The 26,741-nt window shown below is 59.0% G+C and carries 15 protein-coding genes; 5 read left to right on the forward strand and 10 right to left on the reverse strand.

All coding sequences use genetic code 11. The annotated features are described in order from the left end of the window. Positions 1 to 52 precede the first annotated feature (52 nt). The gene (fabF, locus tag BM026_RS23735) at positions 53 to 1,321 is read right to left on the reverse strand and encodes a beta-ketoacyl-ACP synthase II (RefSeq protein WP_092243522.1); all 1,269 of its coding nucleotides are present in this window, start codon (positions 1,319 to 1,321) and stop codon (positions 53 to 55) included. A 107-nt stretch (positions 1,322 to 1,428) separates the two neighbouring features. Between fabF and BM026_RS23740 the strand changes: the two genes are divergently transcribed. Both BM026_RS23740 and BM026_RS29525 read left to right on the forward strand, forming a co-directional pair. After that, positions 1,429 to 1,917, forward strand: a complete 489-nt coding sequence (locus tag BM026_RS23740) for a winged helix-turn-helix transcriptional regulator (protein ID WP_071488326.1) — start codon at positions 1,429 to 1,431, stop codon at positions 1,915 to 1,917. A 114-nt stretch (positions 1,918 to 2,031) separates the two neighbouring features. Further along, complete coding sequence (locus BM026_RS29525; protein ID WP_071488325.1) at positions 2,032 to 3,387, forward strand: methyl-accepting chemotaxis protein; 1,356 nt, start codon at positions 2,032 to 2,034, stop codon at positions 3,385 to 3,387. Between the two features lie 48 nt (positions 3,388 to 3,435). Here BM026_RS29525 and BM026_RS23750 read toward each other — a convergent pair whose 3' ends face one another. Further along, positions 3,436 to 4,758, reverse strand: coding sequence for an OprD family porin (locus tag BM026_RS23750; RefSeq protein ID WP_092243535.1), 1,323 nt, complete (start codon positions 4,756 to 4,758; stop codon positions 3,436 to 3,438). Positions 4,759 to 5,253: 495 nt separating this feature from the next. On the opposite strand from BM026_RS23750, the gene BM026_RS23755 reads away from it, so the two are divergent. After that, positions 5,254 to 8,253 (forward strand): type III effector HrpK domain-containing protein, encoded by a 3,000-nt coding sequence (locus tag BM026_RS23755; RefSeq protein WP_093530300.1) that lies wholly within the window; start codon positions 5,254 to 5,256, stop codon positions 8,251 to 8,253. A 42-nt stretch (positions 8,254 to 8,295) separates the two neighbouring features. Here BM026_RS23755 and BM026_RS23760 read toward each other — a convergent pair whose 3' ends face one another. From BM026_RS23760 to BM026_RS23770, 3 genes are all read right to left on the reverse strand, one after another. Then, positions 8,296 to 9,165, reverse strand: a complete 870-nt coding sequence (locus BM026_RS23760; RefSeq protein WP_071488322.1) for an isocitrate lyase/PEP mutase family protein — start codon at positions 9,163 to 9,165, stop codon at positions 8,296 to 8,298. 182 nt (positions 9,166 to 9,347) lie between these two features. Then, the gene (locus tag BM026_RS23765) at positions 9,348 to 14,786 is read right to left on the reverse strand and encodes a WGR domain-containing protein (RefSeq protein WP_093530302.1); all 5,439 of its coding nucleotides are present in this window, start codon (positions 14,784 to 14,786) and stop codon (positions 9,348 to 9,350) included. Beyond that, the gene (locus BM026_RS23770; RefSeq protein ID WP_093530304.1) at positions 14,774 to 15,976 is read right to left on the reverse strand and encodes a M48 family metalloprotease; all 1,203 of its coding nucleotides are present in this window, start codon (positions 15,974 to 15,976) and stop codon (positions 14,774 to 14,776) included. The genes BM026_RS23765 and BM026_RS23770 overlap by 13 nt, the downstream gene beginning before the upstream one ends. Positions 15,977 to 16,180: 204 nt before the next feature. Between BM026_RS23770 and BM026_RS23775 the strand changes: the two genes are divergently transcribed. Together BM026_RS23775 and BM026_RS23780 are read left to right on the forward strand one after the other, a co-directional pair. Next, positions 16,181 to 16,795, forward strand: a complete 615-nt coding sequence (locus BM026_RS23775) for a dTMP kinase (RefSeq protein WP_093530306.1) — start codon at positions 16,181 to 16,183, stop codon at positions 16,793 to 16,795. A gap of 714 nt (positions 16,796 to 17,509) precedes the next feature. Then, positions 17,510 to 18,118 carry a TIR domain-containing protein gene (locus BM026_RS23780; protein ID WP_093530308.1) on the forward strand — a complete coding sequence of 203 codons (609 nt, stop codon included), beginning with the start codon at positions 17,510 to 17,512 and terminating at the stop codon, positions 18,116 to 18,118. 463 nt (positions 18,119 to 18,581) lie between these two features. Here the strand turns inward: BM026_RS23780 and BM026_RS23785 are convergent, their stop codons facing one another. The 5 genes from BM026_RS23785 to BM026_RS23805 all read right to left on the reverse strand — a co-directional run bounded on the left by BM026_RS23785 (position 18,582) and on the right by BM026_RS23805 (position 26,378). Continuing rightward, positions 18,582 to 19,409 (reverse strand): toll/interleukin-1 receptor domain-containing protein, encoded by an 828-nt coding sequence (locus tag BM026_RS23785; protein WP_093530310.1) that lies wholly within the window; start codon positions 19,407 to 19,409, stop codon positions 18,582 to 18,584. Positions 19,410 to 19,461: 52 nt separating this feature from the next. After that, positions 19,462 to 19,905 carry a TIR domain-containing protein gene (locus BM026_RS23790; protein WP_093530312.1) on the reverse strand — a complete coding sequence of 148 codons (444 nt, stop codon included), beginning with the start codon at positions 19,903 to 19,905 and terminating at the stop codon, positions 19,462 to 19,464. A 12-nt stretch (positions 19,906 to 19,917) separates the two neighbouring features. Next, positions 19,918 to 21,351, reverse strand: coding sequence for an SIR2 family protein (locus BM026_RS23795; RefSeq protein WP_093530314.1), 1,434 nt, complete (start codon positions 21,349 to 21,351; stop codon positions 19,918 to 19,920). Between the two features lie 21 nt (positions 21,352 to 21,372). Further along, positions 21,373 to 21,870 carry a toll/interleukin-1 receptor domain-containing protein gene (locus tag BM026_RS23800; RefSeq protein ID WP_093530326.1) on the reverse strand — a complete coding sequence of 166 codons (498 nt, stop codon included), beginning with the start codon at positions 21,868 to 21,870 and terminating at the stop codon, positions 21,373 to 21,375. 440 nt (positions 21,871 to 22,310) lie between these two features. Continuing rightward, positions 22,311 to 26,378 (reverse strand): KAP family P-loop NTPase fold protein, encoded by a 4,068-nt coding sequence (locus BM026_RS23805; RefSeq protein WP_093530316.1) that lies wholly within the window; start codon positions 26,376 to 26,378, stop codon positions 22,311 to 22,313. Positions 26,379 to 26,741: the final 363 nt, after the last annotated feature.

Consider the following 26,741-nt stretch of genomic DNA (forward strand, 5'->3'; position numbering starts at 1 on the left):
TTGGCAGGTTCAGAAAGGCGCCATGGTCCCCGAAAATGACGGCAGGGGCAAACTACGCCCAGCGGCGGAACAGCACGCTGGCATTCACGCCGCCAAACCCGAAGCCATTGGACAGTGCATAGTCAATCGGCATCGGCCGGGCAGCACCGCGCAGCAGGTCGAGGCCCTCGGCGAGGGCGTCGGGGTGTTGCAGGTTGAGGGTGACCGGGGCGATCTGGTCGCGCAGGGCAAGCACGGTGAAGATGGCCTCGATACCGCCCGCAGCCCCCAGCAGATGGCCGGTGGCGGATTTGGTCGAGCTGATCGCAGGGCTGCCGTTCGCACCGAATACCGTCCTGATCGCGGCCAATTCGCCTTTGTCACCCACCGGCGTCGAGGTGGCGTGGGCATTCAAGTACTGCACCTGGTCCGCGTCGATCCCGGCCTGGCGCAGGGCTTGCAGCATCGCCCGGCGTGCACCGTCGCCGTCTTCCGGGCCGGCGGTCATGTGATAGGCATCGGCACTGGTGCCGTAGCCGACCAATTCGGCAATCGGCTGCGCACCTCGGGCCAGGGCGTGCTCCAGTTCCTCGATGACCAGGATGCCGGCGCCTTCGCCCATGACAAAACCGTCCCGCGCCTGGTCGAAAGGCCGCGAAGCCTGCTCCGGGCTGTCATTGAAGTCACTGGACAGCGCCCGCGCCGCCGCGAACCCGGCAAGGCTGACCCGATGGATCGCCGCTTCGGCACCGCCGCATACCGCCACATCCACTTCACCTGCGCGAATCATGCGCGCCGCATCGCCGATGGCCTGTACACCCGCTGCACAGGCCGTCACCGGCGCACCCAGCGGGCCTTTCAAACCGTAGTTGATCGACACGTGTCCGGCGGCCATGTTGCTCAGGAACGACGGAATGGTGAACGGCGACAACCGCCGTGGGCCTTTGCTGTCGGTGGTGCGTACCGCGTCGGCAATCGCCGGGAAGCCGCCGACACCCGAGGCGATGATGGTCGCGGTGCGCTCCTGCGCTTCAGGCGTGTTCGGCGCCCAGCCGGCCTGCTTCAAGGCTTCGTCCGCCGCCGCCAGGGCGAACAGGATGAAGCGGTCCATCTTGCGCTGTTCCTTGGCTGCCAGCAGGCGGTCGGGATCAAATCCGGCTTCAGGGTCCTCGAGTACGGTCTGCACCTGGCCACCGATGCTGACGGCCAAATCACCGATCAACGTTTGCGGCAGGCGACGAATACCCGATTGCCCGGCCAACAGGCGTCGCCAGGTAGATTCCACGTCAGCGCCCAACGGCGTCAGTGCGCCCATACCTGTTACAACGATGCGTTTACTCATGATCAATCGACTCCAGTTGCGGTGAAGGAACAGACCTTATGGACGTCACTATCATCATGAAAGTAACATGGCATCACGCACATTGGCACTGACCCACAGGAATCCCCATGCAACGCAAGTCCCTCATCAGCGACGAATGCCCCATCGCCCGCAGCCTTGAGCGGGTAGGGGAGTGGTGGAGCATTTTGATCATGCGCGATGCGTTGCACGGCCTGCGCCGCTTCGATGAGTTCTCGCGCAGCCTGGGCATTGCGCCGAATATGCTCACGCGCCGCCTGAACGCGCTGGTGGAGGCGGGCATGCTGGAGCGCCGTGCCTACAGCGAACGACCGCCGCGCCATGAATATGTGCCGACGGCCAAGGGTGAGGATTTCGGCATGGTGCTGATATCACTGGTTGCCTGGGGCAACCGGCATTACGCCGAGGAGGGCGCCAGTGTCGAGTTGGTGGAGCGTAAAACAGGCAGGCCGGTGCAGCCGACGCTCGCCCGCGCGGATGGGCAGTTGGTGGCGTTTGACCAGTGCGTGTTGCAAGCCGGTCCGGCGGCCAGTGCCGGCATGCGCGAGCGCCTCGCTTTGCTAGGCGCAAAACCCTGATTGCGCAAGTATTTGACGCCAGAAAATAATCCACGCAAGGCCGGTAAAGTCGCGTATTCCACAGCCGATAGCCCTATCAAGACACGGGTTTTTTCGCACGCCTGAGGGTACGTCATGTTCAACACAACACTCAAAACAGAACTGGCGGCCAGGACGGCCGAGGCCACCGAGTACAAAGGACTGATCAGCGCACTGGAACGCTCCATGGCCGTGGTCGAATTCGACCTCAACGGCAACGTGTTGCGGGCCAACGACAACTTCCTCAAGGCCCTGGGCTACAGCGCCAATCAACTGGCCGGCAAGTCCCATCGCGATTTTTGCCTGCCGGCGCTGACCAGCAGCCCGGCCTACAGCCAGTTCTGGAGTGATTTGAAAGCCGGCAAGTTTGTCTCCGGTACGTTCAAGCGCGTGGATGCCAACGGCCGGACCATCTGGCTGGAAGCCAGCTACAACCCGGTGCTGGATGAGCGTGGCCAGGTGTTGAAGGTGGTCAAGTACGCACTGGACGTCACCGCCCAAGTGGAGCAGGACGCGGCCACCCGCAGCAAATTGACGGCCGTGGACCGTGCGATGGCCGTTATCGAGTTCGATTTGAGTGGCCAGGTGCTGGACGCCAACGCGAATTTCCTCAATGTCATGGGCTACTCCCTGGCGGAAATCAAAGGCAAGCACCACCGGTTGTTTTGCGAGCCCGCGCTGGTTACCAGCCATGAGTACACCGACTTCTGGCGCCGCTTGAATAACGGTGAGTTCTTTACCGGGCAATTCAAGCGCCTTGGCAAGCATGGGCGTGTGGTGTGGCTGGAGGCCAGCTACAACCCGGTGTACGACGGCGACGGCAAACTGATCAAGATCGCCAAGTTTGCCAGCGACATCACCGAGCGCGTAGAGAAGTTCGAGGAAGACTCCCGTGGCGCCTCGCGGGCCTACCATATTTCCTCCGAGACCGAGCGTTTTGCCGAGCACGGCACCCAGGTGATCCAGGAGACCGCCACGGAAATGCGCCGTATCGCCGAGAATATCGGCGCGTCTGCGCGGCTGGTGGGGCAACTGGGCGACCGTTCCGAACAGATCACCGCCATCGTCAATACCATTCGCGGTATCGCCGACCAGACCAACCTGTTGGCGCTCAACGCAGCCATCGAGGCGGCGCGCGCCGGGGACCAGGGGCGTGGCTTTGCGGTGGTGGCCGATGAGGTCCGGCAACTGGCCGGACGCACCAGCCGCTCGACGGCGGAAATCGCCGAGATGATCGGCATGATCCTCTCGGAAACCCGCGACGCAGTCACCAGCATGAACGCGACCCAGGAAGGCGCACAGCGCGGCGTCAACCTGGCCGACCAGGCGGGGTCGGTGATCCTGCAGATTCGCACCAGCACCAGCGATGCGGTGCAGGCGGTGAGCATGTTTGCGTCGAAACTGGATGAGTCGGAAGTCATTCCCAAGACTGCGGTCGGCTGGGTGGGCTAACGCTTTCCAGCGGGAGGAGCGAGCCAGCTCGCTCCTCCAGGGGCGTGTTTAGAGCAGGGTAAACGGATAGTCGACGATCAGCCGCAGCTCGTTCAGATCACCATCGCGCTGGTCGGCATTCGACGCCACGATCGCATCACGCACGCGCAACGACAGATTCTTCGCCGGACCGCTCTGGATCACGTACTTGGCTTCCAGATCGGTCTCGTGGTGCGCACCATCTGCACCGTAGTCGCCGACATAAGCGCTATGGGCCGGCGTATGGGTGCCATCGATATCCGAGCCGTTGATGTAGCGGCCCATGAAGCTCAATCCCGGCACGCCATAACTGGCCATGTTCAGGTCATAGCGGATCCCCCAGGACTGCTCGCCCGGGCCGTTGAAGTCGTTCCATTGCACCGAGTTCGCCAGGTACACCGAATCGCCGCCTTCGCCTGCGCCGTTGTTGCCGGTGCCGATGTAGTCGAACGGCGTATCACCATGCACCTTCTGGTACGACAGCGTGAGGGTGTGCGCTTGCAGGAACGAATACGCCGCCGCCACCGAGTAGGTGGTGTTGTTGATCGCCCCCGCCTTGGCACTGCCGGTGTCGAGGGTGCGGTACAGGTTGCCGTCCAGCGCCAGGGACTGGTCATGCGCCAACGGGATCACGTAGTTGAGATTGGTGTAGTACTGGCGCCAGATATCTTCCAGCTCGCCGGCATACAGCGTCGCGCTCAAGGACGGGCTGAAGGTGTATTTGCCGCCGACGAAGCTGGCGCTGTTGGCGGCGATGTTGGCGTAGGTGGCGTAGATATCGTGGTCATGGTTGCTGGTCATGCCACTGTTGGTGCTGGTGAAATGCCCGGCCTCCAGGTCCAGGCCGGCGATTTCGCTGCTGGTCAGGTCGAACCCGGTGGCGGTCTGCGGCAACAGCCGCGTGCCACCGGTGGCGAAGACCGGGGCGGTGGGTTGCATGTCACCAAATTTGAGTTGGGTCTTGGAGACTTTGATCTTTACCGCCGCACCGACTGAGCCGTAGGCGTCTTCGGGATCGCCATGGCGGTCGGTGGGCAGGTTGCCGGTGCCGGCGTCCGCGTGGGTGGCGTCGAGTTTCAGCCCGCCGTAGGCATAGGCGTCGACGCCGAAACCGAGGGTGCCCTGGGTAAAACCCGAGGCGTAGTTGAGCATCGCGCCCTGGGTCCAGTCGATATTATCGGCCCGGCCGCCTTCACGGTTGCGGTTCATGTAGTAGTTGCGCAACAGGCCGGTGACGCTGCTGCCCTCGACAAATCCCTTGGCATCCGCCTGGTCGGTGACCGACTCGGCAAAGGCCATCTGGCTGATACCGGCACACACCGCCAGTGCCAACAGGCTCGACTGTTTAATCATGTTGTGACTTCCCCGGAATAAATGAACGCGCGCGCAGAAACACCGCACTGACTGGATGGCGCATAACGTTGTTTGGGCAGAGGTTTGCAGGTGAGCTGTTACGGTTTTTTATTGTGTCCGGCGTGGTTGCCGAGGTTGATTCTAAGCACAGTCGGCGTGGCCTGCAGCGGGCTGGCGGATGAAACTCGATTAATTAAACTTCACGCTGTTTAACCACGTGCGGGTGTACGTTGAGCCAGTCTTAGCCGCTCTGCTTCGACAACATCCTTTGGTTGCCGCCGCAGACTCTGCGGCGGATTTTTTCACAACATTTCACAAGCCCGGTTTGGTCCCTTCGGCACGGGTACCTCAGTGATCGGCAAGGCATGCAACACCGGCCCGGTGAGTCAGCCTGTCATCTTTCAGTAACCCTCAAGGTCTTTGCTCTCCTGACTGGCCCGACATGATCGCCCTTGACGATCGTGCCTCGGCCTCCCGTCCTCAAGGAGCACACGCATGTCAGCACCGGTCAGTAAGGCCCCCACGATCAGGAGCGTCACGGGCAAAGACACCAGCGCCGAATGGGGCAACGCGGTTGATCGGGCCAAGGCCAGGGATGCCGGCATCGAGTGGCAGCGGCCCAAGGATGACTCTCGCTCGGCCCAGGACATCATCGATGGCAGCCCACTGCTGAAAAACCTTGGCAACCAGAGCGGGGTGAAGGACAAGTTGCGCGAACGGGTCGGCGATTTCGAGCACGATGCGGACGCGGCCTACCGCGCCAATCAGGTGCTGGAGCATGTCGAGCGCTTCGACGAAAACGGCTCACGCCTGGCCGGCAATGCCATCGACAACGGCCGCGTCGATGGTTTCACCAAAGGCGGTGACGCCAGGCACGGCACCGAGGCCGGACGCCTGCAAGACTTCGGCAAATATGGTTGGGAGAACCTCAAGGGTGAACGGCAACAGGTGGACGCTGTGGGCCAGGACGGCCAGCGCCGTGAGGCCGCAGAAAAGGTCGGCATCGTCTGGGAACTGCCAGAGGGTGACACGCGCTCGGCCCAGGACATCATCAATGACAACCCATTGCTGAAAAACCTTGGCAACCAGAGTGGGGTGAAAGATGCATTGAAGGAGCAGGTCGGCGATTTCGACAAGGACCCCAACGCGGCCTTCCGTGCCAGCCAGGTGCTCGACCGGGTGGTGGGTTTTGACGAGCAAGGCCGCGCGCTGACGGGCAAGGATGTGGCCAACGGTAGTATCGACGGCTTTACCAAGAGCGGCGAAGCGCGCCATGGCACCGAAGCGGGGCGCCTGCAGGACTTCGGCAAGTACGGTTTCGAGGGATTGGCCAAGCCCTCGGCCAATGACCAGATCGGTAGCTATAAGGATTTTCTCGACACCCATCCGGATGCCGACGCGGGCTCCAGGCAGATCGCTCAATACGGCGCAATCCTGGATGCCAGGTTCGATTCGATCCGTGGCAAGACCGGCGGCGAGAGTGCCGTCACCGAACAGAACATCCAGGACTACCTCAAGCAAAATCCGCAGTTGAGCAAGGAAGAGAAAGAGGCCCTCAACTTCTTTGCCCGGCCCGGCGCCTTCCGCAAGCTCGATACGGCCGGCAACAGCATCGGCGACAAGCCCGACGGCAAGGTCAACCGCAGCGACGTGCAAGCCTGGCTGAAGACCGCCGCCCCCACCGATGCCCAGAGCCTGGCCAGCCTGATCACCGACGTGGCCACGGGCACTGTCACGGGCCAGGTCGACACCCGCAAGCTCGACAAGGACATCTTCGAACATCCGGAAAACTACACGGCCGAACAAAAGGCTGCGGTGCTGCTGGAACTGCAGGAAGCGCAGAAACTGGTGGTCGACGGCGCCAACGCCGGGGTCTGGAACAGCGATTATGGCAAGGTCTCCATCGCCAACCGCTCCGGCGCGATCTGGGAGCCGCAAAAGCTGCTGCAGGACATCAACGACCACATGGCCATCTTGCAGGGCGACAAACCCACCGCCGAGTACATCAGGAACGCAGGCGACCAGGCGGTAAAGACGTTGTTCGAAGACAATCCCGGCCTGAAGGATGTGGTCACCAAGACCTACGAGGATCAGGTGAAGTCGGGCAAGGCACTGGACGCCGCGTGGGACGCCAACACCAAGGACGGCAAGACCGACCAGCACACAGCGCTGGCCGGTTTCTACGCCACCGCCACCAGCCTGCAGTCGATGCTTGGCATTGACGATGCCAAGGCGATCCAGGGCGCGGTCGCCAAATCCTCGCATAACGAAGCATTCAAGACCTTCTACAAGGACCAGTTGGCCAGTGGCGACCGCCTGCGCGAGTTGCTCAAGGACAACACGCCGGAGCAGGCCGCTTCGGAGTTCAGCCTGGAAGTGGCGCTCTATAACGCCGCGCTTGATCCGACCTTCACGGCCCAGTATGACCAACAGCTCAATGACAATTTCTCCAGCATCACCCAGCAGAACCTGTTCAAGGGCGCTGGCTTCGACGACATCAAGGCCGCGTTCGGCAAGGACGGCGGCGCGGAGCTGGACGAAGACAAGGTCCGCAAGCTGGTCGACCAGATGCGCCAGGAAAGCCCCGAACTGCTGCTGAACCAGGACGGGACCGTGGCCACCACCGACCAGGTCCTGGCGGGCTTTCGTGGTAACTGGGACATGCTCCGCCAGGGCACCAAGGCCCTGGACAAAATGGGCAAGCTGTCGGACTTCGACCCCAACGGCGGCGCCAAGGGCGCCTACGGCAGCGGTGTGCTGCACGGGGTGAGCGGGCTGTTCCTGGCGGGTGTGACCATTGCACGCGGGGCGCAGAGCGGTGGAAAGCTGACCACGCGCAACATCGTCGACATCACCACCGGTTCCGTACAGACCACCACCGTGCTGATCGAGGGCGGCACCAAGGGCTACCAGGAGCACCTCGCCAAGTCGATCAAGAACGGTGAGCAGACCCTCAAGGATATGAAGGACGGCAAGGTCATGCTCGACCTGCTCGATGAGGTCAAGGACAACGTCAAGGACGGCAAGCACGCCAAGGTCGTGGCGAAGAACTTCGAGGAGGCCGCCAAAGGTATCGGCGGCCTGGCCGGTATCGTCGCCGGGGCTTATGGCATTTTTGATGGCGTCAACGCGCTGCGTCGTGGTGACAAGCTGAGCGGTGGCTTCGGTATTACCGCAGGCTCGCTGGGTGTACTGGCCGGCAGCGCCTCGGCCGCGGAGGGCGGCCTTGGCTTGCTCGGGGCGAACCTGCCGCGCTTTCTCCCGGGCCTGGCGGCCACGGCGGGCGTGCTGGGCTTCCTGGCGGCTGGCGTGGCGGTACTGGCGGCCATCGTGCCCGGGCTGGTCAAGGAAGGACAGGCACAGGCCAAGTCGGACAAGTTCGGCGAGATATTGGGGGATTCAATCGAGCGTTATGGCATCGATGGGGTCAAGGACGGGACCATTGCGGATATTCCCACCAAGGATTGGCCAGGCGGGGAGCAGTGGACATCGTGAGAACGGGAGGAGGGGGGAGACCCCCTCGCTCCGAGGTTGTCTTTACTCTTTGACGTCCATGAACTCTTCCGCCCAGGCCACGTAGCTTTCCGGCAACGTGTAGGTATGCGTCAGCTCGGTGGCACTGAGGTTATCGGTGCTGTGGGTCAACTGGCGCTGGGCACGCAGGCTGTCATACGTCGCCTTGATCGCGGCAAAGTAAGCCCCGTGGCCGGCCACCACAACCCGCACGCCGAGGCTGGCCAGACGCTGGGCGTCATTCAGCTTAGGGTTGCCGTAGGTCACCAGCATCAGCGGCACCGTCAGGTTTTCCGCGATCTTCTCCAGGTGTTCGAAATCGGCCACACCCACCATGCAAATCCCGTCGGCCCCGGCTTTCTGGTAGGCCTGGGTGCGCTCGATAACGGCTTCGGTCGGCAACACACCGGCGTTGGTCCGGGCAATGATCGACAATTCGGGATCGACACGTGCTTCCAGCGCCGCGCGGACCTTGCCGATGCCTTCTTCAATGGAGATCAGATCGGTGGACTTGCGCCCGAACTGTGCCGGCAGCAACGTATCTTCAATGGTCAACGCCGCCACACCGGCCCGCTCGAGTTCTTCGACGGTACGCATCACATTCAGGGCGTTACCGTAGCCGTGGTCGGCGTCGGCAATGAACGGCAACTGGGCAACGCGGCCGATGCGGGTGGCTTGCTCAACGAACTCACTCAGGGTGATCAACGCAAAATCGGGTGCGGCCAATACCTGCAACGAAGCAACGGAGCCACCGAGGATGCCGACTTCAAAACCCAGGTCGGCGGCGATACGCGCCGACATCGGGTCAAAGACGGAAGCGGTTTCAACGCAGGTTGGGTTGGCGAGCAATTCACGGAAGTTGCGGCGCAGGGCTGAGTGAGAAATCTTTGGCATGGGCTTTCCTGGTTCTGGTCATCGTCTTGTGACGATCAATGTCTATTCGTGGTGGGGCGAGATTAACATGCGGGCGAGGGGGAGATGATGACGTTTCAGCATTAGGGCAGGGGCTGGTGCATGGAGCGTGGGTTTACGGTTTGGGGGTGGACAGGCGCCCGGGGTGGGCGCCGTCCTTTCATTCATGCCTGTTCTTGATAGCCTTTACGCAGTTTCTCCGCGATCAGTTTCTCTGCTTCACGCAACGCGCGTTCGGGACTCTCCAGGGATTTGATCAGGGTCTGGCCCTTGGTGCCGATGCGGCCGAAACTCACCACCACCTCGGCGTCGGTGACACCAATACGCCAGAACTTATTGGAGTTACCTTCGCCATAGATGAACTCGCGCATCGACAGCGCCGCTTCAGGGGTTGCCGGTGGCTCGGTTTCAATCTCGCCGGTTTTCACGGTCAGTTCCGGCGCTGGCAGTGCAGGCGCTTCTTCACCCCGAAGCAGCGCTTCGATGCGCTTGAGTACGTCCTCCGGGTCGCGCAGCCAGTCATGGCTGAGCACGTCGATGATCTTCCAGCCGAAGCTGCGCAATACCGTCGGGCGGAAGATATAACGCTCACGCACGTCAGTCGCGGCTGCCGTGTCGCTGTCAAGCAGCACCCCCAGACTGAAGTATTCACCGCTGGCGTCGCTGATCGCCAGGTCACAGCGGAACTGTGAACGCCCGACATACTCCTGCACCGAATGCCCGCGTTGGCGCAACGCGACGGCGAGGGCGCTGCGCAGCGTGTCCCTGGGCAGGCTGACGGCAAAGGACTGCTTGGCGCCTGGGTTGAGGTTGGCCAGGATGCCCTGGGAGCGTGGCGCATCGCCGCTGGCACTGGCCTGGGCGAATTGCAGGAACGCGCGCAATGCGGCAGCGCCATCGTTGTGGGTATTGGTGATGGCCTCGGACTCAATGCTGGAGACAATCGCCATGCGCTTGCGCGCACGACTGAAGATCACGTTAAGGCGTTTTTCCCCGCCGCGCTGGTTGATCGGGCCGAAGTTCATCAGCATCTTGCCGTTCGGTCCCGGCGCGTAACATATGCTCAGGATGATCACATCGCGTTCATCACCTTGTACGTTCTCCAGGTTCTTGACGAACAGGCCATTGAACTGCCCGGCATCTTCACGCACGTACTCGCGCTCAAGGCGTGTGGCAAAGGCCGAATCATTGCTGGCCAGGTCTTCCAGGGCCTGCTCGATGGCGCCTTGCTGGGCCTCGGAAAAGGCCACGATGCCCAGGCTCAGGCCAGTCTCGCGTTGCAGCAGTTCACGCACCAGATTGGCGATGTAGCGGGCTTCGGCCAGGTTGCTACGGCTGAGGTAGACGCCATCGCTCATCTTCAAGAAGCTGATCGGGCTGTCGAGCAGCGTGTCGGCGCCCTGGATCACGGCCTGGGCGTCGCTGGAGTCCACAGCGGCGTGGGCCGGGGCAGGGCGCTCGATACGCCGGTCGGGAATGGTGATCAGGCGCCCTTCGTAGAACGCTGCGTTGGAGAAACTGATCAGCGCTTCGTGGCGACTGCGGTAGTGCCAGGCCAGCAGGGTGGCTGGCAAGTTGCGTGCGGCCTGGCTCAGCAGGCTGTCCGCATCGAGGTTGATTGAGATCTGTTCCCCGTCCTCCATGGCAATCAGGTCATTATCGTCCTGGTCACCGGCACTGGAGAAGAAGTTGGTGGGTGGCAACTGCATCTCGTCGCCTACCACAATCACCTGCTGCGCACGGCTCAGGGCGGGCACGGCTTCTTCGCTGGGGATCTGGCTGGCCTCGTCGAAAATCACCACGTCAAACAGGTCCGGGGTCAACGGCAGGGTATCGGACACCGACAGCGGGCTCATCAGCCAGATGGGCTTGAGATCGTTGATCACTCGACCACTGTCACCACTGGCCATTTCGCGGATGGAACGATAACGCATAGTCTTGCCCAGCTCATGTTCCAGTTCGCGGCGCCCTTTGGCATAGGCTTTCTTGAACTCACGGGCCGGTGCGTCCAGCTGTGTCACCGACATCGCCGATTGCTTCACATGCTCCAGAAAACGCTGGTGCAGGGTAGCGCTGAGCACATGAGCGTTGTTCTTGAGCAGGCTGCTTTCGGCCTGGCTGACCTGGCGCGCAGCCAGGCTCAAGGCCGGGCCATCGAAGCGGGCCATCTGCGGATTGGCACGGTACAGGCGGGTCAGGTTTTCCTGGGCAATCAACCCGTCCAGCACGGGTTGTGGCAAAGCATACTGTTGCACGACCGCCAGGCAGACGGGATCGGCCTGGTGTAGCTCGTTGAGCAGGGGCAGGGTGTCGGGCAGTTCGTCGAGCTCTTCACGCAGGTCGCGCAGGTACTCGGCCAGCTCGGCCAGGCTTGGCTCCGAGTCGAATACGCAATGCTGGGCAACCAGCTCGGCCAGGCGCGCGATGGGTTGGCGCAGGCTGGCTTCCTGGCGCACACCGGGCAAGCTGCTCGGGTTGCCCCGCAGGCCTTCGACCCACTTGCGCAACAACGGTGATGCGCTCAGTTGCTGCAGCAGGGCGTGCAGATTGTGCACGAACAGGTCGATATCCTGGATGCCGTAGCGACCTTGCAGGCGTTGCTGCTCGGCGTGCAGCTCGGCGGTGGCGCGGTGTTCACCGGCCAGGTTGTCGAGCACGCCGCGCAGGCTGGGGCGAATCGCGTGCTGACTGAAGTCGTAGCGGCGTTGAAGTTCGCCACGCAGGCGCCACCAACCGGGTTGCAACCAGCGCAGCAGTGAGCCTTCCTGGCGCTGTACCTGCTCCAGGGCCGCCTGGGTATCCTGGGGCTCAAGTTTCACGCGCCAGTGGCGGGTGGTTTCACGGGCGTTGTGTTGCTGCACGGCCAGTGCCTGCAAGGCGGCCTGTTCGGCGTGCAGCGTTTGGGAACTCGTTGAGCCAGGTTCCAGCAGGTCGAGGTGCGCCGCCAGGTTGGCGCCGGTCAGTTGCTCGGCAGCTTGAGTCAGCACGCACGCATCCGTCAGGCGCGTGTCACCGGACAGCAGGCTGGAGGATGACTCCAGGAACGACTCGACGCTGTCCATCAGCCCACTGGCTTGCTCCAGAAACGCCTTGAGCTGGCCGTAGGCATGCTCGTGGGTGACCAGGCTTGAGGCCAGGTGGCTAAAGGGGTGACGCGCAAAACTGTCGAGGCCGAAGCGTTCCTTGATGGTCTGATACAACCGGCCGGTCAGCTCGTGTTGTGCCTGCCAGTGCCGCCATTCGGGCAAGCGCTCCAGCGCTTCGGGCGGCAGCTGTGCAGCAACGGGTGGCAGCTCGATCAAATGACGGACCAACTCACGCGCCGAGCAGGCCAAGGACTCAGGCACCCCGGCCATCGCCTGTTCAAAGCGCTCTATCAGGCCCAGTTGTTGGCTCAAGGAGGCCAGTGTGGCGTCGCGACGCGCTTGCAACTGCACCGATTGGGCGTCGCCGGCGATCCAGCGCTCATAACACTCGCGCAGGTTGCCCACGAACGCTTTTTTGTCCGTCTGGGAGTCGTGAATCAGGCAGCACAATTCGCCCAGTTCACTCTGTTGCAGGCGATGGAACACCACGTCCAGCGCTGCGCGCTTTTCGCACACAAACAATACGCGCAGGCCGCGTGCGGCATAGTCCGCGATCAGGTTGGTGATGGTCTGGGATTTGCCGGTGCCCGGTGGCCCCTGAATGATGAAGTGACGCCCGGTCCGGGCCAGGCTGACCGCAGCGTTCTGCGTCGCGTCACCGGCCACCACGTTCCACTGGTCGGGCAGCGGGATCGGGTCTGGAGTCTGGACTTCGACGTCTCGCGGCTCAATCGAGAACATCCGGTCAAACGCTTCGTTTTGCGCGGGCTCATCGATCAGCTGTGCGTAGTCACGCACCAGCGACATCTTTCGATAGTTGAAGTTGGCCAGGGTCACCTGGGTCAGGTCGATGTCCCAGGCGTAGCGGTGCCCCTGATTCTCGGGCATGGCGAAGGTGCTGTTTTCGGTGCTGCTGGCGACCATCTGCGGATGCTGGTTGCGCAGCAAGGGTTTGGCGCCGACGGCCAGGCGCAACGGTAACTCGCTGGGCAGCACCTTTTGCTGGAACAATTGCAGGCCCAGCGGGCGGTAGTCTTCGCGGTCGTAGCTGAAATCCGGCCTGGCCAAGGGCATCGTCGAGCGCTGGCGGGCGCGACGGCGTTGGAAGTGGTGCAGATGCTGCACGGCCTTCTGGTGGATCAGTTCGATTTGCGGTTTGCTTTGCAGGCGCAACTCGACGCCAGGCTCGGTCAGTTTGATCTGGCGCGCAATGTCGGCGTGGATTTCCTCCAGGGACGTCTTTTGCAGGTCGACGGTTTCCGGCAACTGGATGTCGTAGAGCTGGCGCAATTGATGCCGCAGTACCGGGTTGAACTCAGCCTCGGTCTCATCGCACTGCAACATGAACTGGTCGCGCACGCCCTTTTTGCGACTCAGTTCCACCGGCAGCCAGAGCAGGGGAGTGACGATGCGTTCTTCCGGCGTGTCCTTGAGGTTGTGCCAGCGCATGAAGGCCACGACCAGGCGCAGGTTGCTGAAACCGAACTCGGCGCGGTCGCGGCGGGTTTCCTGGATGATGCGTTCCAGCGACGCCTGCAACCAGGTCTGGTCTTCAAACCGCAACCATTGCTGCAGGCCAACCGGTTTGCCGCTCAACACCTGCTCGGAGAAGCCACCGAAGGTAGGCTGCCAGGTGCACAAGGCTTCGGGGCGGATACTTTCGACACGCATCACCAAGGGCACGCTGGCCACGGTCAAGTTGACGTTGGCTTGCGTCGGCCGGAAGTACAGCAGGCGATTGCGCCGCGAAAGATCAAACAAGCGATTACGCAGATGCTCCAGTACTACGGTGCGCCGTGAAGCCGGGCCTTCGGCCTGGGCCAATATACGCTCGACATCCAGGCTGGCCGGCTGTTCGCGCCAGGATTCCAGGCGTCGCACCAGTGAGCCGACATCGGTGGCGCGCTCATGGCGGTTCAGCTCGGTCATTTCAACGATCAGATTGGCCAGTACCGGGTTGAGCCGGCCGTTGAGCTGGAACAGGTTACGGCGGTGCCGGGCAAAAGCCTTGAGGTCGTTGATATCGGCGAAATCCAACCCGCACGCCAGGCAGGCCAGCAACTGGCCGAGCTGGAAAATATCGGTGATCTCGTCGTGGTGCCCGAGGCGATGCTCCCAACTGTGCAGGTCGGTGAGGAACACCGGGTGGTCAATGGCCTGATGCGGATCTTCCTGGACTTGCAAGTCGGTCACGGCCACGCCACTTTCCGAATCCCGGGTCAGGCGGACCTTGCCGACGATATTCAGTGCCGACTCTGGATTAGGCTGCACCTGCTTGATCGCTTCCAGCGCCAGCAGTGGCGGGACGCCCTCCGGATTGCGCAATTGCAGCGTGCGTTCCGGCCCTTGCAGCACATCGAGATAACTGAGTTGGGCGACACGTCCCAGTTCATGCAATTGCGCAACCTGGCGCAGTAACGGCAGCGCCAGGAACAGCACATCGTCGATGGGGACGGCGACGCCATCGTGGGTCTGCAGCAATTGCGTGAAATTGATGGGTTGGGTTATCGGTTCCATGTGTCGACCTCCGCTTTGAGCGCGCGAACGATCGGGTCGAGCTCACGTTTGGGTAATTTGATATCGCGCTTGAGCACGTTGATGAAGTCGTCGGTACTGCCGAGCTTCTTGGCTGTGCGCGCCGCGTGCAACAAGGCCTCATCCCGTAGGTCGCGGTCCACCAGGCTCAGGTCGAGCATGATGAAGTGCAGGTATTCGTGGATGCTTGCGTCGACGCGCTCGGCATTCAGCGTGCCCAGGTCCAGCGTGGTTTCGTTGTCTTTCCAGTCGGGAAAGAACCCACGTACCTGATTGAGCACCACCTCCGATTGCAGCACGGAGGTGTCGATGAAACTGGCGATAAAGCTGCGGGTGAGGGCGGTCAGCTCGACTTGGCCGGTCACATCCAAGCGATAGAGCGACAACGGCCCGCGCAACCGGCCGTGCAGCCAGTTGTCGGTCTCCGGCACCTGCCGCCACCAGCTGTCCACCGCCTGGGAGCGCAGAAACGTCTCCGGGTGAGAAACGCCTTGGGACAACGGTGCATCCTTGCCATCCAGCTCCTGGGCCTGCTTCAGGTAACTGGCGGCATCGACGCTGACGATCCCGGTGTGAATCTTGACCAGCGAAGTAATCGACGCTTCCGGCCCGCCGGCCACCAGGGCTGCGCCTCGGTCGGCATAGATTTCGGTGTGCAGGCTATATAAACGCGCGGTCTGTTCCAGGCTCGGAGGCGTATTCATATCAGCCATGGCGTGCTTGAGAATCCGCTCGGCGATGAGATAGTCGCCACCGTGCTCAGACCATAAGCGGTAGTGGGCCAGCTCATGTCCCAACAGCGCCAGTAACTCCTGAGCGTCGAGCCGTTCAAGAATCGGTCCGTAGAACACCACATGCACTTCACCGGCCAGGTAATACAGGCTGGCATTCATCGCGCCGTCGCCAGCCTGGTAAAGGGTCGCAGGCGCCTGGATCTGCAAGCATTGCAGCGCCGTCTCACAGGCCTGATAGGCCTGCGGGTGGGTCTCGGGGCTCAGGCGATAGGTGTCCCGCAGCAACTGCGCGCGCACATCCTGGGCGTGCTCCTGCTGAACCCCCAGAGACGAAGCCCACTCCCACACGACGGGTTCGTGGGTCTTCAGGTAATCGACCACACGCTGGTGGTAAGGCAAGGGTGTCAGGCTGCTGATATCCAGCGCAGGGGTACTCATCTTTCAAACGTCCTTGAGAGGATACGGCTCCATAGACTGCGACTGTGCAGCAGAGACTTGGGCGGGCATCCCGGTATCAGTAATCGGCAATAGACGCGGAGCATACCTAGGGGGTAGGAAAATTACTTGTGAAAGTGCTTGGATGCGTGGCCTGCTGCAAATGCAGTTAGAGTGGTGATCATCGTCCTGACCGCTGTGTGAAAAATGAATGCTCCGCTTTTTGTTTCTCTGGACGGCCCCAAAGGCACCGGCAAAACCACGTTGTTGGAGGCCGTAACGGCAGCACTGAGGGCGGACAACAAGAAAGTCATCCGGCTTTGCGAGCGAAAAAGCGATCCCTACAGAGGGGAAACCATGGCCTTGGTGAACGAACTTGCCAGAAATCCCTCGCGGGATCTGGAATGGGCTGTGTGCGAGCGCTTTGCCGAGAGTCGCAGTTGGATATCCCGGAATGTCCTGACTCGGCAGCCGTTGGGCAGCATCATCTTGATTGATCGCTGGTATCCGTCTGAGGCTGCGTTTCGACACACGATTCCGTTTGCAGAGATTCTGCGGTTGAACCTGGAGCGAAGCGTGCGAGTGCCGGATCTGCATGTCGGTGTTATCACCGCGCCGGGTATTTCATGGGCGAGAGCAACGGCACGATCACGAGGATTGGGCGGCACTGTGATTCAGAAGTATGCAGAGCATGTTGCATGCACAGAGATGTTCGAACGGGCGGTTGTGGGTCAGGGCTGGGTGTTGTGTCGTAATGAAGGTGCGATTGAAGAGGCAGTGAAGCAGGTGGTTGCTGAGATCCATAAAGTAGCTGAGCGATAAGCCTAGAGTAATACATGATTGAACAAGTGGGCGATGTCAGATGTACATATGTTGATAAGAGGCCCGTCAGCTCTAGGTGAGCGGTCGATGAGTAGGAAGATATGTTCATCAAAACATGTTCATGAAATCGCTAAAAATTAGCTAACTACCAGCTAAGCACCAGCGTAACAGCGAAGCTGGTTGGTTCTTCCCATCCCTGTTGAATACAGCTTATCGGTGTTGATTTGCAGCATGGACAGCTTCTGGTCATCAAACGGGGTCGCCCGCCCCAACAGGCGATGATGATACCTAGCGGCGATCCACGTTGGCGGACGTGCCACCGGTTTTGTTTCGATCCGGATGACAGTTCTACCCTGTGACCCCAAGTCTTCTGGACAGAGTTGTCTGGAGCAATTCAGAGAAGTGTATTCGTGTTTCAATACCGCCTTCGTATTTACGCTGAGCTGAAGAGCGGGCGGGCATAGTCCTCTTAGAAAAAGCCAGGATGTTTGTACCACCCAGCCAGGAACAGAAAATGGCCAGCGGTGTGATTCAATTGGTCGAAGCCTGGATAACCTATCTCCTTCCAGGCGCAGCGAGTCTAAGCCTTTGAGTCGTTGCACCAGTCGCCCCCCCAACTGGTGCCATTCAGCACACTGGGAATGTACAATGCCCATCATACGGCGGCAATTGGCCATGTTTTGTGGGTTCCCAGACAGCCCACTGGAGATCGGAATGACGTTTCTAACTCAGGCAGAAGCACGTAAGGCAGCGCAACAAGCCACTCGAGGTAACCGCAGCCCGCGTGAGGCCCTCAACGAAGTCCAGAAAAATTACAAAGACTCGGATCGGTTTGACAGCTTCCTTTCTCATTCCATGGTTGACGCCGAGCTCGTCCTTGGAATCAAAATCCTCCTTGAAGCGGAAGGTCAAAAGGTCTACGTAGACTGGATCGACGATCAGGCCCTTGAGCGTGATCGTGTTACCGCGAAGACTGCCGAGATCTTGCGCAAGCGCATGCGACAATCCAATTCACTGCTTTACCTCGCCACTGAGAACGCACCGAAGTCCAAATGGATGCCTTGGGAGCTGGGCTATTTCGATGGATTCAAGGACGGCGCGGTAGCGGTTCTGCCGGTGCTGGATAAGCCGGACTCACCCTTTGAAGGGCAGGAGTATCTGGGGCTCTATCCGGTCGTGACCAAAGAACACCTCACAAGTAGCGCGGCTAAGCCCGTCCCTGGCCGAGGGATCCGCCGCCCCCACGGGTTGCCGTTGGACTCGGGATTTCTGTCAGATCCAAGGTTTCCGGGGCACCTGGGCGGCCCCAAGATTTTCCTGTAACCCCAGAGGATGCCTGCCCCAGCAGCCGGGCATACGACTCGAGCTAGAGAATGGCTATAGGCTGCGGAGCGCAGCCTGCGGCCTGTGAATCAAATACACAGCAAAAGTGCCAAGTCGTCCAAGTCGCCAATGACTCCCCTGTGAGCGGACTGGACGATCTTGCGCAAAGAACGACATGCGCAAGTCCTTATCACGCGGATGCGACCCAAACCCAATCGGCAATTTGTGGTTACCGTTGATTCATCACCATACACGCAACGATGCGTCTGATTAGGGACAGACTCAACAATGTCCCGTCCTGCAGTCTTGCAGCAGTGCGGACTGATTCTTAGGTGGTATGGCCACGCCAGGCTTGAGAATTGCGTCGGCGGCCGCAACCTGGGCGACAGGTGCAATGTGCGGATTTTGCACATTGCTGCAATGGGCAGTTTCCTGATGCCAGCAGGCGGCAGTCGCTACTGTCCTACATCTTGAGTGACGCGCGCTGCTTTTGATATCGGCTGGGGAGATCGAATCGACTGTAGAGGGCATCCAGCACGGCTTCTCCACGGGTGGTGGACGGCTGTTGAACAAGCCACTCTCGCAGCTGAGCGCCATGAACGGGAGGCAGGTGATCATTGAAAGCCCTGAAGGCCATTAGATGCTGCATGTTCTCAAGGCTCAGGTTATTGAACCCCTTGACGCTGTCGAGGGTAGCGCCTGTGAGCCGGTCTCGAATTCGTTTAGGCGTGGCGTGTTGTACCTGGAAGCTGAACTGCAATTCAGAGTAAATCCAGGGTGAAAATGTTCTAGCCCTGTCGCCAAAGCTCACGGGTAAGGACTTCTCAGACCGCACGAATACGAAGGTTTCAGCTCGGGCAATGGCGCGGTGAAGGGCGCCAGCTAGCATCATATGGACATCTGCATGAACACGATGGATGTGCCCATCCTTCGTTTCATTATCCAATGGCCGAGTTCCCGCGATGATTTTGGCCACTAGGTCGCCAAAATAGCCCCACACAGTGGAGTCGACGAAGACTTTCAGGCCGTGCTTGCCAAGCGCAAGCGCTAGATCGATAGCATTTCGCTGATCCGCATGAGAATGGGAAAGGAATATGTCGCACTTAGTTTCCGGGAAGATCGCCGCCGATAAGGCTTCAGCATCCAGAATGCTGTGCTGGTTATACGATCCGATAATGAACTGGGCGAGGTTAGCGACCCGCTTCTGGGCATCTTGAATATAACTGTCGATACGAAAATCAAGGGGTTGATGGATAGGTTGGTAATGTTCGATTTCGAAGCCTACGTACATCAGTTAAATCCTTGTTCTGAGGAAGGGGCGCCCAATGGCGCCCCCGCGGGACTTACGGCTTGCCAGCGGCCTTCGCTGCTGCTTCGATCCACTTTCCGAGGTTGTCACGACCGTTATTGGTGTTCCAGAGATAATGAGGCGCGCCTGGGACACGCAAACTGCAGCAGTCGGTCGTATCGCCTTGTAGGTTGGCGATTTTGCTGATGTCGACTGTCAGGATGCCATTGCCCCGGGCAATGCTTTGCTCGATCTCATACTTCACCCATTTGCTCTTGTCCGTTGTTGCCCCCACCAGAACGACAGTCACACTAGTGCCATGAAGCTGGTCATTGATCCATTTCTTGATGGCCGCATCGCCCTGACGCTCGACTTCTTCAAAGTCAGCCTTGTCTATGAAGCCGACCTTCTGATCTGAAACGATGACGTTGCTGTTACGCACGTTCATTGCGCGGTGAACGTCCTCGTACTGGAAGCTGAAAAACACCTTTCTTGCCATGATATTCGTCCTTTAAATGAGTGGCAGCAGGCGCAGGATCACCTCTTGTGCACGACCAAGGTCGGTACCTTCGGTGCCCAATTCCTGCAGCAGGGGGGTGATTTTTTTACCATGCTCGTATTTCGTTTCGTCGTAGGAAGCGATGACCTCTTTCCAGAGCTCTGCCGAAATGGAGCCGGTGATGCCTATGGGTATAACGAAGACGCCGCCAGCGACGGCAAGATCGAATTCTTCACGCATGCCGTTTGACAGCACGACTTCACCGCCCGGGTTGACCTTGTTTCCGAAGAGGAAGATGGCAATGCCCGCATGGGCCAACATGTCGCGCCGGTATTCCGTCCACAGCTCCTTCAAAGGGCGATCACCCGATTGGCTCTGCGGGAACGGTCTGAGAATCAGCTGATCGCTGTCCAGTCGATGACCGTTCATGATGGTCTGCTCAATGACGCCAGAGATCACAGCGCTGCCGATGCCCAAACCGAAGCCTGAGATAACGCGGTACCCAGCCTTGCTGATTTCTTTGCTGAGATCGTGAACGAAGTGTTCCGATTCGGCCTGCGACCAAGGGCTGTAGTCATGAGCTGCCCCGGAGATGAAGATGGTTTTGCGTTTGTGGCGATGTTCAATTTCTTCCAGGATTGCAGTGATCTCCTTGAAATCATCGACGTAGACTGCTTTGATCCCGAATCGAAGAAGCTCCTGCTTGAACAGTTCTTCCTTGCGTACTCGGTACTCGAAATCGGCCTGATCCTCATCCTTCTCCTGGCTGACCTTGCGCAAAATACAGTAGTGCTGGCGCTGGTGCTTCGCGTACTGGATGCGTACCCGACTCAGGATGTAGTCAAGATTCGGATCGGTAAAGCTAAAGCCCAGAAACAGAAAAGTCTTAGAAATTAGATCGCCACTGAGCGCGGTGATGTAGGGCTGCATCTTCACGTGATAACGCTCATAGTCATCGCGAATCAGCACTGCCTCTGAGGCGTGTTCGACGTCACCGTGCATCTTGTATACGACAGCGTCGCGTTTTGGCTTGGTCGTGGCCAGTTGCTTGACCGTGTGTTTGGCGTCAGCAACTTTTTCGTTCTCCTCCAAGGCCGTCTCAATCAGCTTGTCGTAGTTAGTTGTCCAGTAGGTCTGGATCGGCAGCCTGGCCAGGATTTTATGGTTATCCGTGACTTTTACCTTCGTTGAAAATTCAGTCACAAGCATCTGATCAAGCTTCGAGCGGTTGGCCCCATTAGCGTTTGAATGGTACTGCGCCAACGCAACCAGATCCGTCTCTTTGTCGATGTCCAGATCCAACTCATCGGCAATTGGCTTGAGCAGCGTTTTCCAGTTCACGAAGCCGGCCCCCTGCGAGAAGCCGGCGCCCGCAAAAATCGCGAGATTTCCCTCAGCCATCTCCTTTGAGAGCGTGTCAACGAGCCGCAAATGATCCTTTTTCATACTCTTGCACTACCGATGGAATTAAAGGTTGTGTACCCACGTGCCGTTGCCCCGCGTATCAAACAGTGCGAGACCAGAGGCGTGTTGGGCAACGTCAATGCTGCTGTAAAGGTGGAGGTACTCATTCCCGTAGAAGTTGCCCTGATTGTCCGCGGTCGGAATGATGGCAATACGATTATGGGCTTTTTTGCCATCGGCAAAGCCGATTTCCCACGGACACCATCGCGATGACATCGAGTTTTGCGTCGCTAGAAAGAGAAACCAGTCTGCGCGAACGATAGCGACCTTGATGTTGAACGCCGTCTCACCATCGGGTGTGGCGGGCATCGTCGTGTCCTGCCAGTCGATGTAAACGTCCCAGCCCGCTCTTTTCAGCATTTCCTGCAGCCCGAGGGCAAGCAATGCGTCTTGGTGGCTGTGACTTAAAAAAGCCGTAAGTTGGCCCGAGCGTGGGCGCGATTGCCCTGCGAATGAACGGTTAGCGCTTGAATTGAGCAAATCTGACTGGCGAATCGGCATTTTGGCTTCCCTAGCATCATCAAGGCAAAATGCCATCTTTTGACCGATGACTCAAGCTGTTGGCAGAGCAATACCGCCCTTCAACGTGCTGACTACTACCGCCTCCTATGAGGAATTCGCCACCGGCTGCGCGTTGAGGCCTGTGCATCATTTCGACCGATAGCCTTCCTACGACTAAGGTAGTAGGCGGCGCAAGCTAAGCCGTAACCACCGAAGGTCACAGAACTTACAGCGTCGTCTTCGATTTCTGAGGCTCAAAAGGCGCCACTTCATTCGCAGGCAGCACAATGACGCTTCGTCTGCAGGTCTGATTTTCGCGATCGGAACGCCCCACGACCTGTCTTCTCGAGGCGAGATCTGCAGGGCAGCTAGATCGCAACCAGGCGAGGCGATACGGCACTTCTAAACAAGGTGCGGTACGTGTCGGCGGATCAGGCCGATTACTGTTTGGCGAACCGCCTCTTCAACGCCTTCACCTCATTCGGTTTCTTGCCAAAAACTGCCTCGATGATCTCGACATCGGCCTCATTCAAGGTTGTCACGTCTACGGTAGCCAATACAGCGGGGGTGCCATAGTCAAAGGCATGCTTGGCGATTGTCTGCTTCGTCGTAAGCGATGAGCAGAGTGGCAGGACTCGCATCAGTTGCTGTGATACCTCAAGCCTGATGCTTTGATCTGAGAGGCGCTGCATGATTACGCCTGTATCCTGAGCGACCTGGTGGACGATCAGCGGCGCATCGGGAGAGGTGACAACCTTGCACGCAAGATTGATGAGATCCCGCAGTGGAGGTTCGGCAGGGAGAGATGTAATCTGCCGCCAGAGCCGCCGGCGCCCTTCGTCAGCAATGACTTCATCCGATACCGCGTCCTTCAGAACGGAATAAGCGGGCTCCCCGAGGGCCTCGACCCATAGCGTGAGACCCTGGTCGGGCAGGGCATTACTCCCCAGTGGCCCTTTTGCTAGTAATCGGTGCGTAGCTATGACTTTGTCGGCCTTCTCCAGGTGGCTGAGCAAGTTCTTCCAGACCTCTTCAAGCATGATTATTTCATCGCTATCGTCCCAATCTATAGCATCAGGCAAGGTGACGAGTTGTTCGGGCGTCAAAACCGCCGAGGTCTTGGCGAGGAACGGATGGGCTTGTGCGGTATGGGTCTGCCAAATCACACATGCCAGTTCAAGAAGGGCGGTCTGAGACTCCGGCTCAACCAATCCGGCGTCTATCATCGATTCCAGCGATGCCAGCAATCCCTTCTCTGCGTCGCTTGGATATCGGGTTCCCACCGCAACAGATTGGGTAAAAATCGTTTCTGGGTCGTAGCCAGGTGTGACTGTTTCGTTGGGCGGCCACGTACCTGCAAAATATTGGTGGAGAAGATTGTGTTGGGGTGGATAGCTTCGGGCGTTGCTGAATGTGTCTCTCAAGCTTGCAGCGACAACGGAAGGCGTACCGTGCAGGTAGACCCTGCAGATTCCCTCTAGGATCGGCTCGAGTTCCACAATCTCGTTGCTTACCTTGGATGGAAGCTTGCCAAGGGATCGATCCAAATGCGCATGCAGGACGCCCTTCTTCCAAGCGACCGTAGGTATGTATTCGACGGCCAGACCGTAGTGATTGTCGTAGCGCAGGGTTGTGTTGGTCGTGTCGAACCCGGTATCCAGGTACTTCACGATGCTTTCCTGAGCTGATTCATCCAGCAGTTCAAAGTTCTCGAACAGCGCCCTGGCGCAGCCCATGGTCAGGTTATCAGGCAACCATCGTGCCCACATATCGGTAACTTTATGCAGAAGGCTGCGGTCTTGCTTGATGACTTTTTCAAAGAGTGCAACCGAATCCTCCTGAAGGCCTTCTGCGGTTGACAGGCTGGTGTTGAGGGCGGCTAAGCCCTCTCTAACCTGCGGCTCAAGGTGTGCGAACTGAGCCGTAGCTGTCGGAAGAAGCCAGGCAAACCCCCGCCTGTAATCCGCCTCTGGTTTGGTATGATCACGCAGAACATTAGCCACCGCATCCACGCACTGGCTGAGCTTGTGTGCGCTGGCGAGATGGTGGGACAGTTCGAGTGTGGTTAACGCACATCCTTGAAGCTCGAGTGATGGTGAGGAGACCAATTCGACCACGAGCGGCCACAGTGTCTCGCGACTTTCTTGACCACCGCTCGCCAACGCGGCGAATACCTGATCAACGCGGCTTGCTGCTGCCTGCAGGTCAATGGCACTTCCTCGGCCAGACGAGACCTCTGACGCGAGCAGCGAAGCATAATCATCACCCAGCATATCGAGAAGCATGCCTTGATATTGATCCATCCACTGCTCTAGTTGCTTGAATCCAAAGTGGTACGCCCCTGCGGCGGTGGTCACATCACGAACTTTCAGCCATTCGCTGAAATTTATGTCCTGCCGCTCGGGCAGCCCGTGCTTGTTGCGCACGTCAAGAACGATTGCGCACGCCTGAAGAGCCAGTGTCTTGGCTTCGTCGAGGCTTGGCGATTCAAGTGTGGTAAGACGGAATTCAGTTTTATGGTCGGTAGTGAGCAGGTCATCAATCAGGGCGGCGGCGATGTGACGTTGCTCTTGAGCCGTGGCCAGTGCAATCACACCGCCGATTTTCTCCAGACCCACTAGTGACCTCAGGTTGACGGAGGCAGCAAGCTCCGTGCACAGCTTGCCGAGCATCAATCGGGTGGTTCTTTCCGGCAGGTGGCCGATGAGGTTCGCCACCACCCGCAGAGCATTGTGTCTGCGGGCGGTAGACTCAAGGTGCAGGTCACCGATCAGATGGTGCAGCAGTTGACCCTGGTCTTCGCTCAGCGACACTTTGTCAGTTCTGGAGGACAACTGCTCGATCACACCCTTGGTGTCGCCAGAAACAAGCAGTCCAAAGAGCGCATTGGCGCCGGCGCCGAATTTCCGCGTGATCGGATCCTCCGATAGAAGCAGTATACTCTGAAGCGAGTCAGGCCATCGAATCCCGACAAGGCTGGCCAGGAATTGACGAAGGTCACGGCAGTTCTCTTTGGCAGTTGTGACATTGCTCTCCTTGTCGTGATTGACGTAGCGCTTGAGCAATAACGGACGCGCATCAACCGGCTGATCCATCACCGAACCGTCGTTAACCAGCAGGGAGGTCAAACGCGTGAGCAGCTGCGGATCATCCTGCAGATCACTATAGAAGTCAGGAAAGCTGACGCGGGCTGCGCTCAATGCACCTAGCGAGATCGGGTGCCCCGTCACTGCATTCTCATGCAGACCGCCTGGAAGGGCGCTGGTTATTCCCTCGTGTTCTCGCCGTTTCGCCAACCACCAAGACTGTGCAAATGCATTCACGATCTGCAAGGCATTGCGGGGATCCGCAACCTTTACATGGATCATCCGGTCGATAATTTCCTCTGGAGTGGTACCTCGGGCTGTGAGGTCTGCGACGATATCTTCGAAGGCAGCCAAATGCTTCAGCGCGAACTGGCGCATGTCGCCTCGGGGCGGCGGCGGAATATCCAGGCGGAACTGGAAGATCCGATCAAGGTAGCGGCGAGCATCCATGTGTGTGACGACGCTACCAGGTTGTTCAGGGTTGCCTCGGCCACGTGCGAGTGCATCTGCGACTTTCGCTTCGTCGCAGGAGATAACAAACACCAGACCCAAACCCCGTGGCAGCTTGTCCGAAGGGATTTCCATGAAAGCTCTGACCGCATCAAGCCCAAGTACCATCTCTTCGGAAGACAGTCGATCGAGGTCATCTACAAAAATGACCAGTCGCTCACAGGCGTTGGGTTTGCCAAGCACCCCATTCGTGTTTTTCTTGAAGATGTCTAGCTGCTCAAGAAGCATTGCTTCGTACTGCTCGGCACTGGCACTGGGCAACGATACCTTGGTGATCGATCTGTAGCTGTCTACCTTTGAAGGCTTCAGGTTCTTCAGGAGGTATGCGTACGCACCCGAAATAGCTGCCACGAACACGGACTGTGTAAATCGATCTGTCCAAGGAAGCAGCCAAAGCCCCAAGGAAATTAGACCGAACAGCAGCAGCATCGCGCCGATAAAGGCGGGGAGTGGCATTGCCCATGCTCGCCAAAGCTGGGCCCAATAGTCCTTCCATCCTTTCCATTGGTGCTCGACTTGGGTGATATTTTTGAATAGGCGATCGTGCAGCGCCTGTTCGTCACCGCCAAGCTCCAGAAATACGTGACGCAACAGCGCTCGCTTGATGTCCTGGTCCTTGCCGCCGAACCGCCACGCATTGAAGGTTATACTTCTGAATCGATCTTTACGGGCTGGTTTGCCAGGGATGACCGATGCGTCGAGTTCAAGATTTTTGGTGTAAAGCTCTTTGATCGAGCTTTTCCCAGTACCCCAACCACCGAGAAGGCCTATGCTGAAAGGCGGTTTATGGTGGCTGGATTCAACAAGGCTGCGCAGGGCCTGCGCGAGGTGCCTGTGACCAAAAGCGTCCTGACCATCACTGTCGATCTGGCGGTCAAGTACAGCGGGCATCGACCCGTGCGAGTTTTCCATTCGCCGAATTCCTTGAAACGTAGGGGTGGCATTGCGCCAGAATGATGTCAGCCTAATGGAGGAGGGAAGTGCGAGACAACCTCGAATTGGATAGATATTGAGCTTTCAAGGAACAACAGCCGAAATGCAAAACAGGCAAGCCCGCGATGCACGGATCAACGCCGCGCGCTGTACTCTGGGTATGGAAGCCTGTGACACGTAAGAAGTACTCCATGGCTCGGCATTTTGCCGTGCAAGGGGTGCTCTGCAATGGTGTCATAGTGCTGTGAGTCATTTACGATTGCTCAAGCGTGCGAAGAAAATACTGATCAACAAACTACCCATCTGCGGCCGCACCGGTTGTGGGTGTTGGGCGATTAACTG

This window comes from Pseudomonas sp. NFPP24 (assembly GCF_900112095.1).
GTDB lineage: Bacteria > Pseudomonadota > Gammaproteobacteria > Pseudomonadales > Pseudomonadaceae > Aquipseudomonas > Aquipseudomonas extremorientalis.

Coding starts and splice junctions, on each gene's coding strand:
- fabF (WP_092243522.1), bottom strand. CDS start 1,321: ATGAGTAAACGCATCGTTGTAACAGGTATGGGCGCACTGACGCCGTTG.
- BM026_RS23740 (WP_071488326.1), top strand. CDS start 1,429: ATGCAACGCAAGTCCCTCATCAGCGACGAATGCCCCATCGCCCGCAGC.
- BM026_RS29525 (WP_071488325.1), top strand. CDS start 2,032: ATGTTCAACACAACACTCAAAACAGAACTGGCGGCCAGGACGGCCGAG.
- BM026_RS23750 (WP_092243535.1), bottom strand. CDS start 4,758: ATGATTAAACAGTCGAGCCTGTTGGCACTGGCGGTGTGTGCCGGTATC.
- BM026_RS23755 (WP_093530300.1), top strand. CDS start 5,254: ATGTCAGCACCGGTCAGTAAGGCCCCCACGATCAGGAGCGTCACGGGC.
- BM026_RS23760 (WP_071488322.1), bottom strand. CDS start 9,165: ATGCCAAAGATTTCTCACTCAGCCCTGCGCCGCAACTTCCGTGAATTG.
- BM026_RS23765 (WP_093530302.1), bottom strand. CDS start 14,786: ATGGAACCGATAACCCAACCCATCAATTTCACGCAATTGCTGCAGACC.
- BM026_RS23770 (WP_093530304.1), bottom strand. CDS start 15,976: ATGAGTACCCCTGCGCTGGATATCAGCAGCCTGACACCCTTGCCTTAC.
- BM026_RS23775 (WP_093530306.1), top strand. CDS start 16,181: ATGAATGCTCCGCTTTTTGTTTCTCTGGACGGCCCCAAAGGCACCGGC.
- BM026_RS23780 (WP_093530308.1), top strand. CDS start 17,510: ATGACGTTTCTAACTCAGGCAGAAGCACGTAAGGCAGCGCAACAAGCC.
- BM026_RS23785 (WP_093530310.1), bottom strand. CDS start 19,409: ATGTACGTAGGCTTCGAAATCGAACATTACCAACCTATCCATCAACCC.
- BM026_RS23790 (WP_093530312.1), bottom strand. CDS start 19,905: ATGGCAAGAAAGGTGTTTTTCAGCTTCCAGTACGAGGACGTTCACCGC.
- BM026_RS23795 (WP_093530314.1), bottom strand. CDS start 21,351: ATGAAAAAGGATCATTTGCGGCTCGTTGACACGCTCTCAAAGGAGATG.
- BM026_RS23800 (WP_093530326.1), bottom strand. CDS start 21,870: ATGCCGATTCGCCAGTCAGATTTGCTCAATTCAAGCGCTAACCGTTCA.
- BM026_RS23805 (WP_093530316.1), bottom strand. CDS start 26,378: ATGGAAAACTCGCACGGGTCGATGCCCGCTGTACTTGACCGCCAGATC.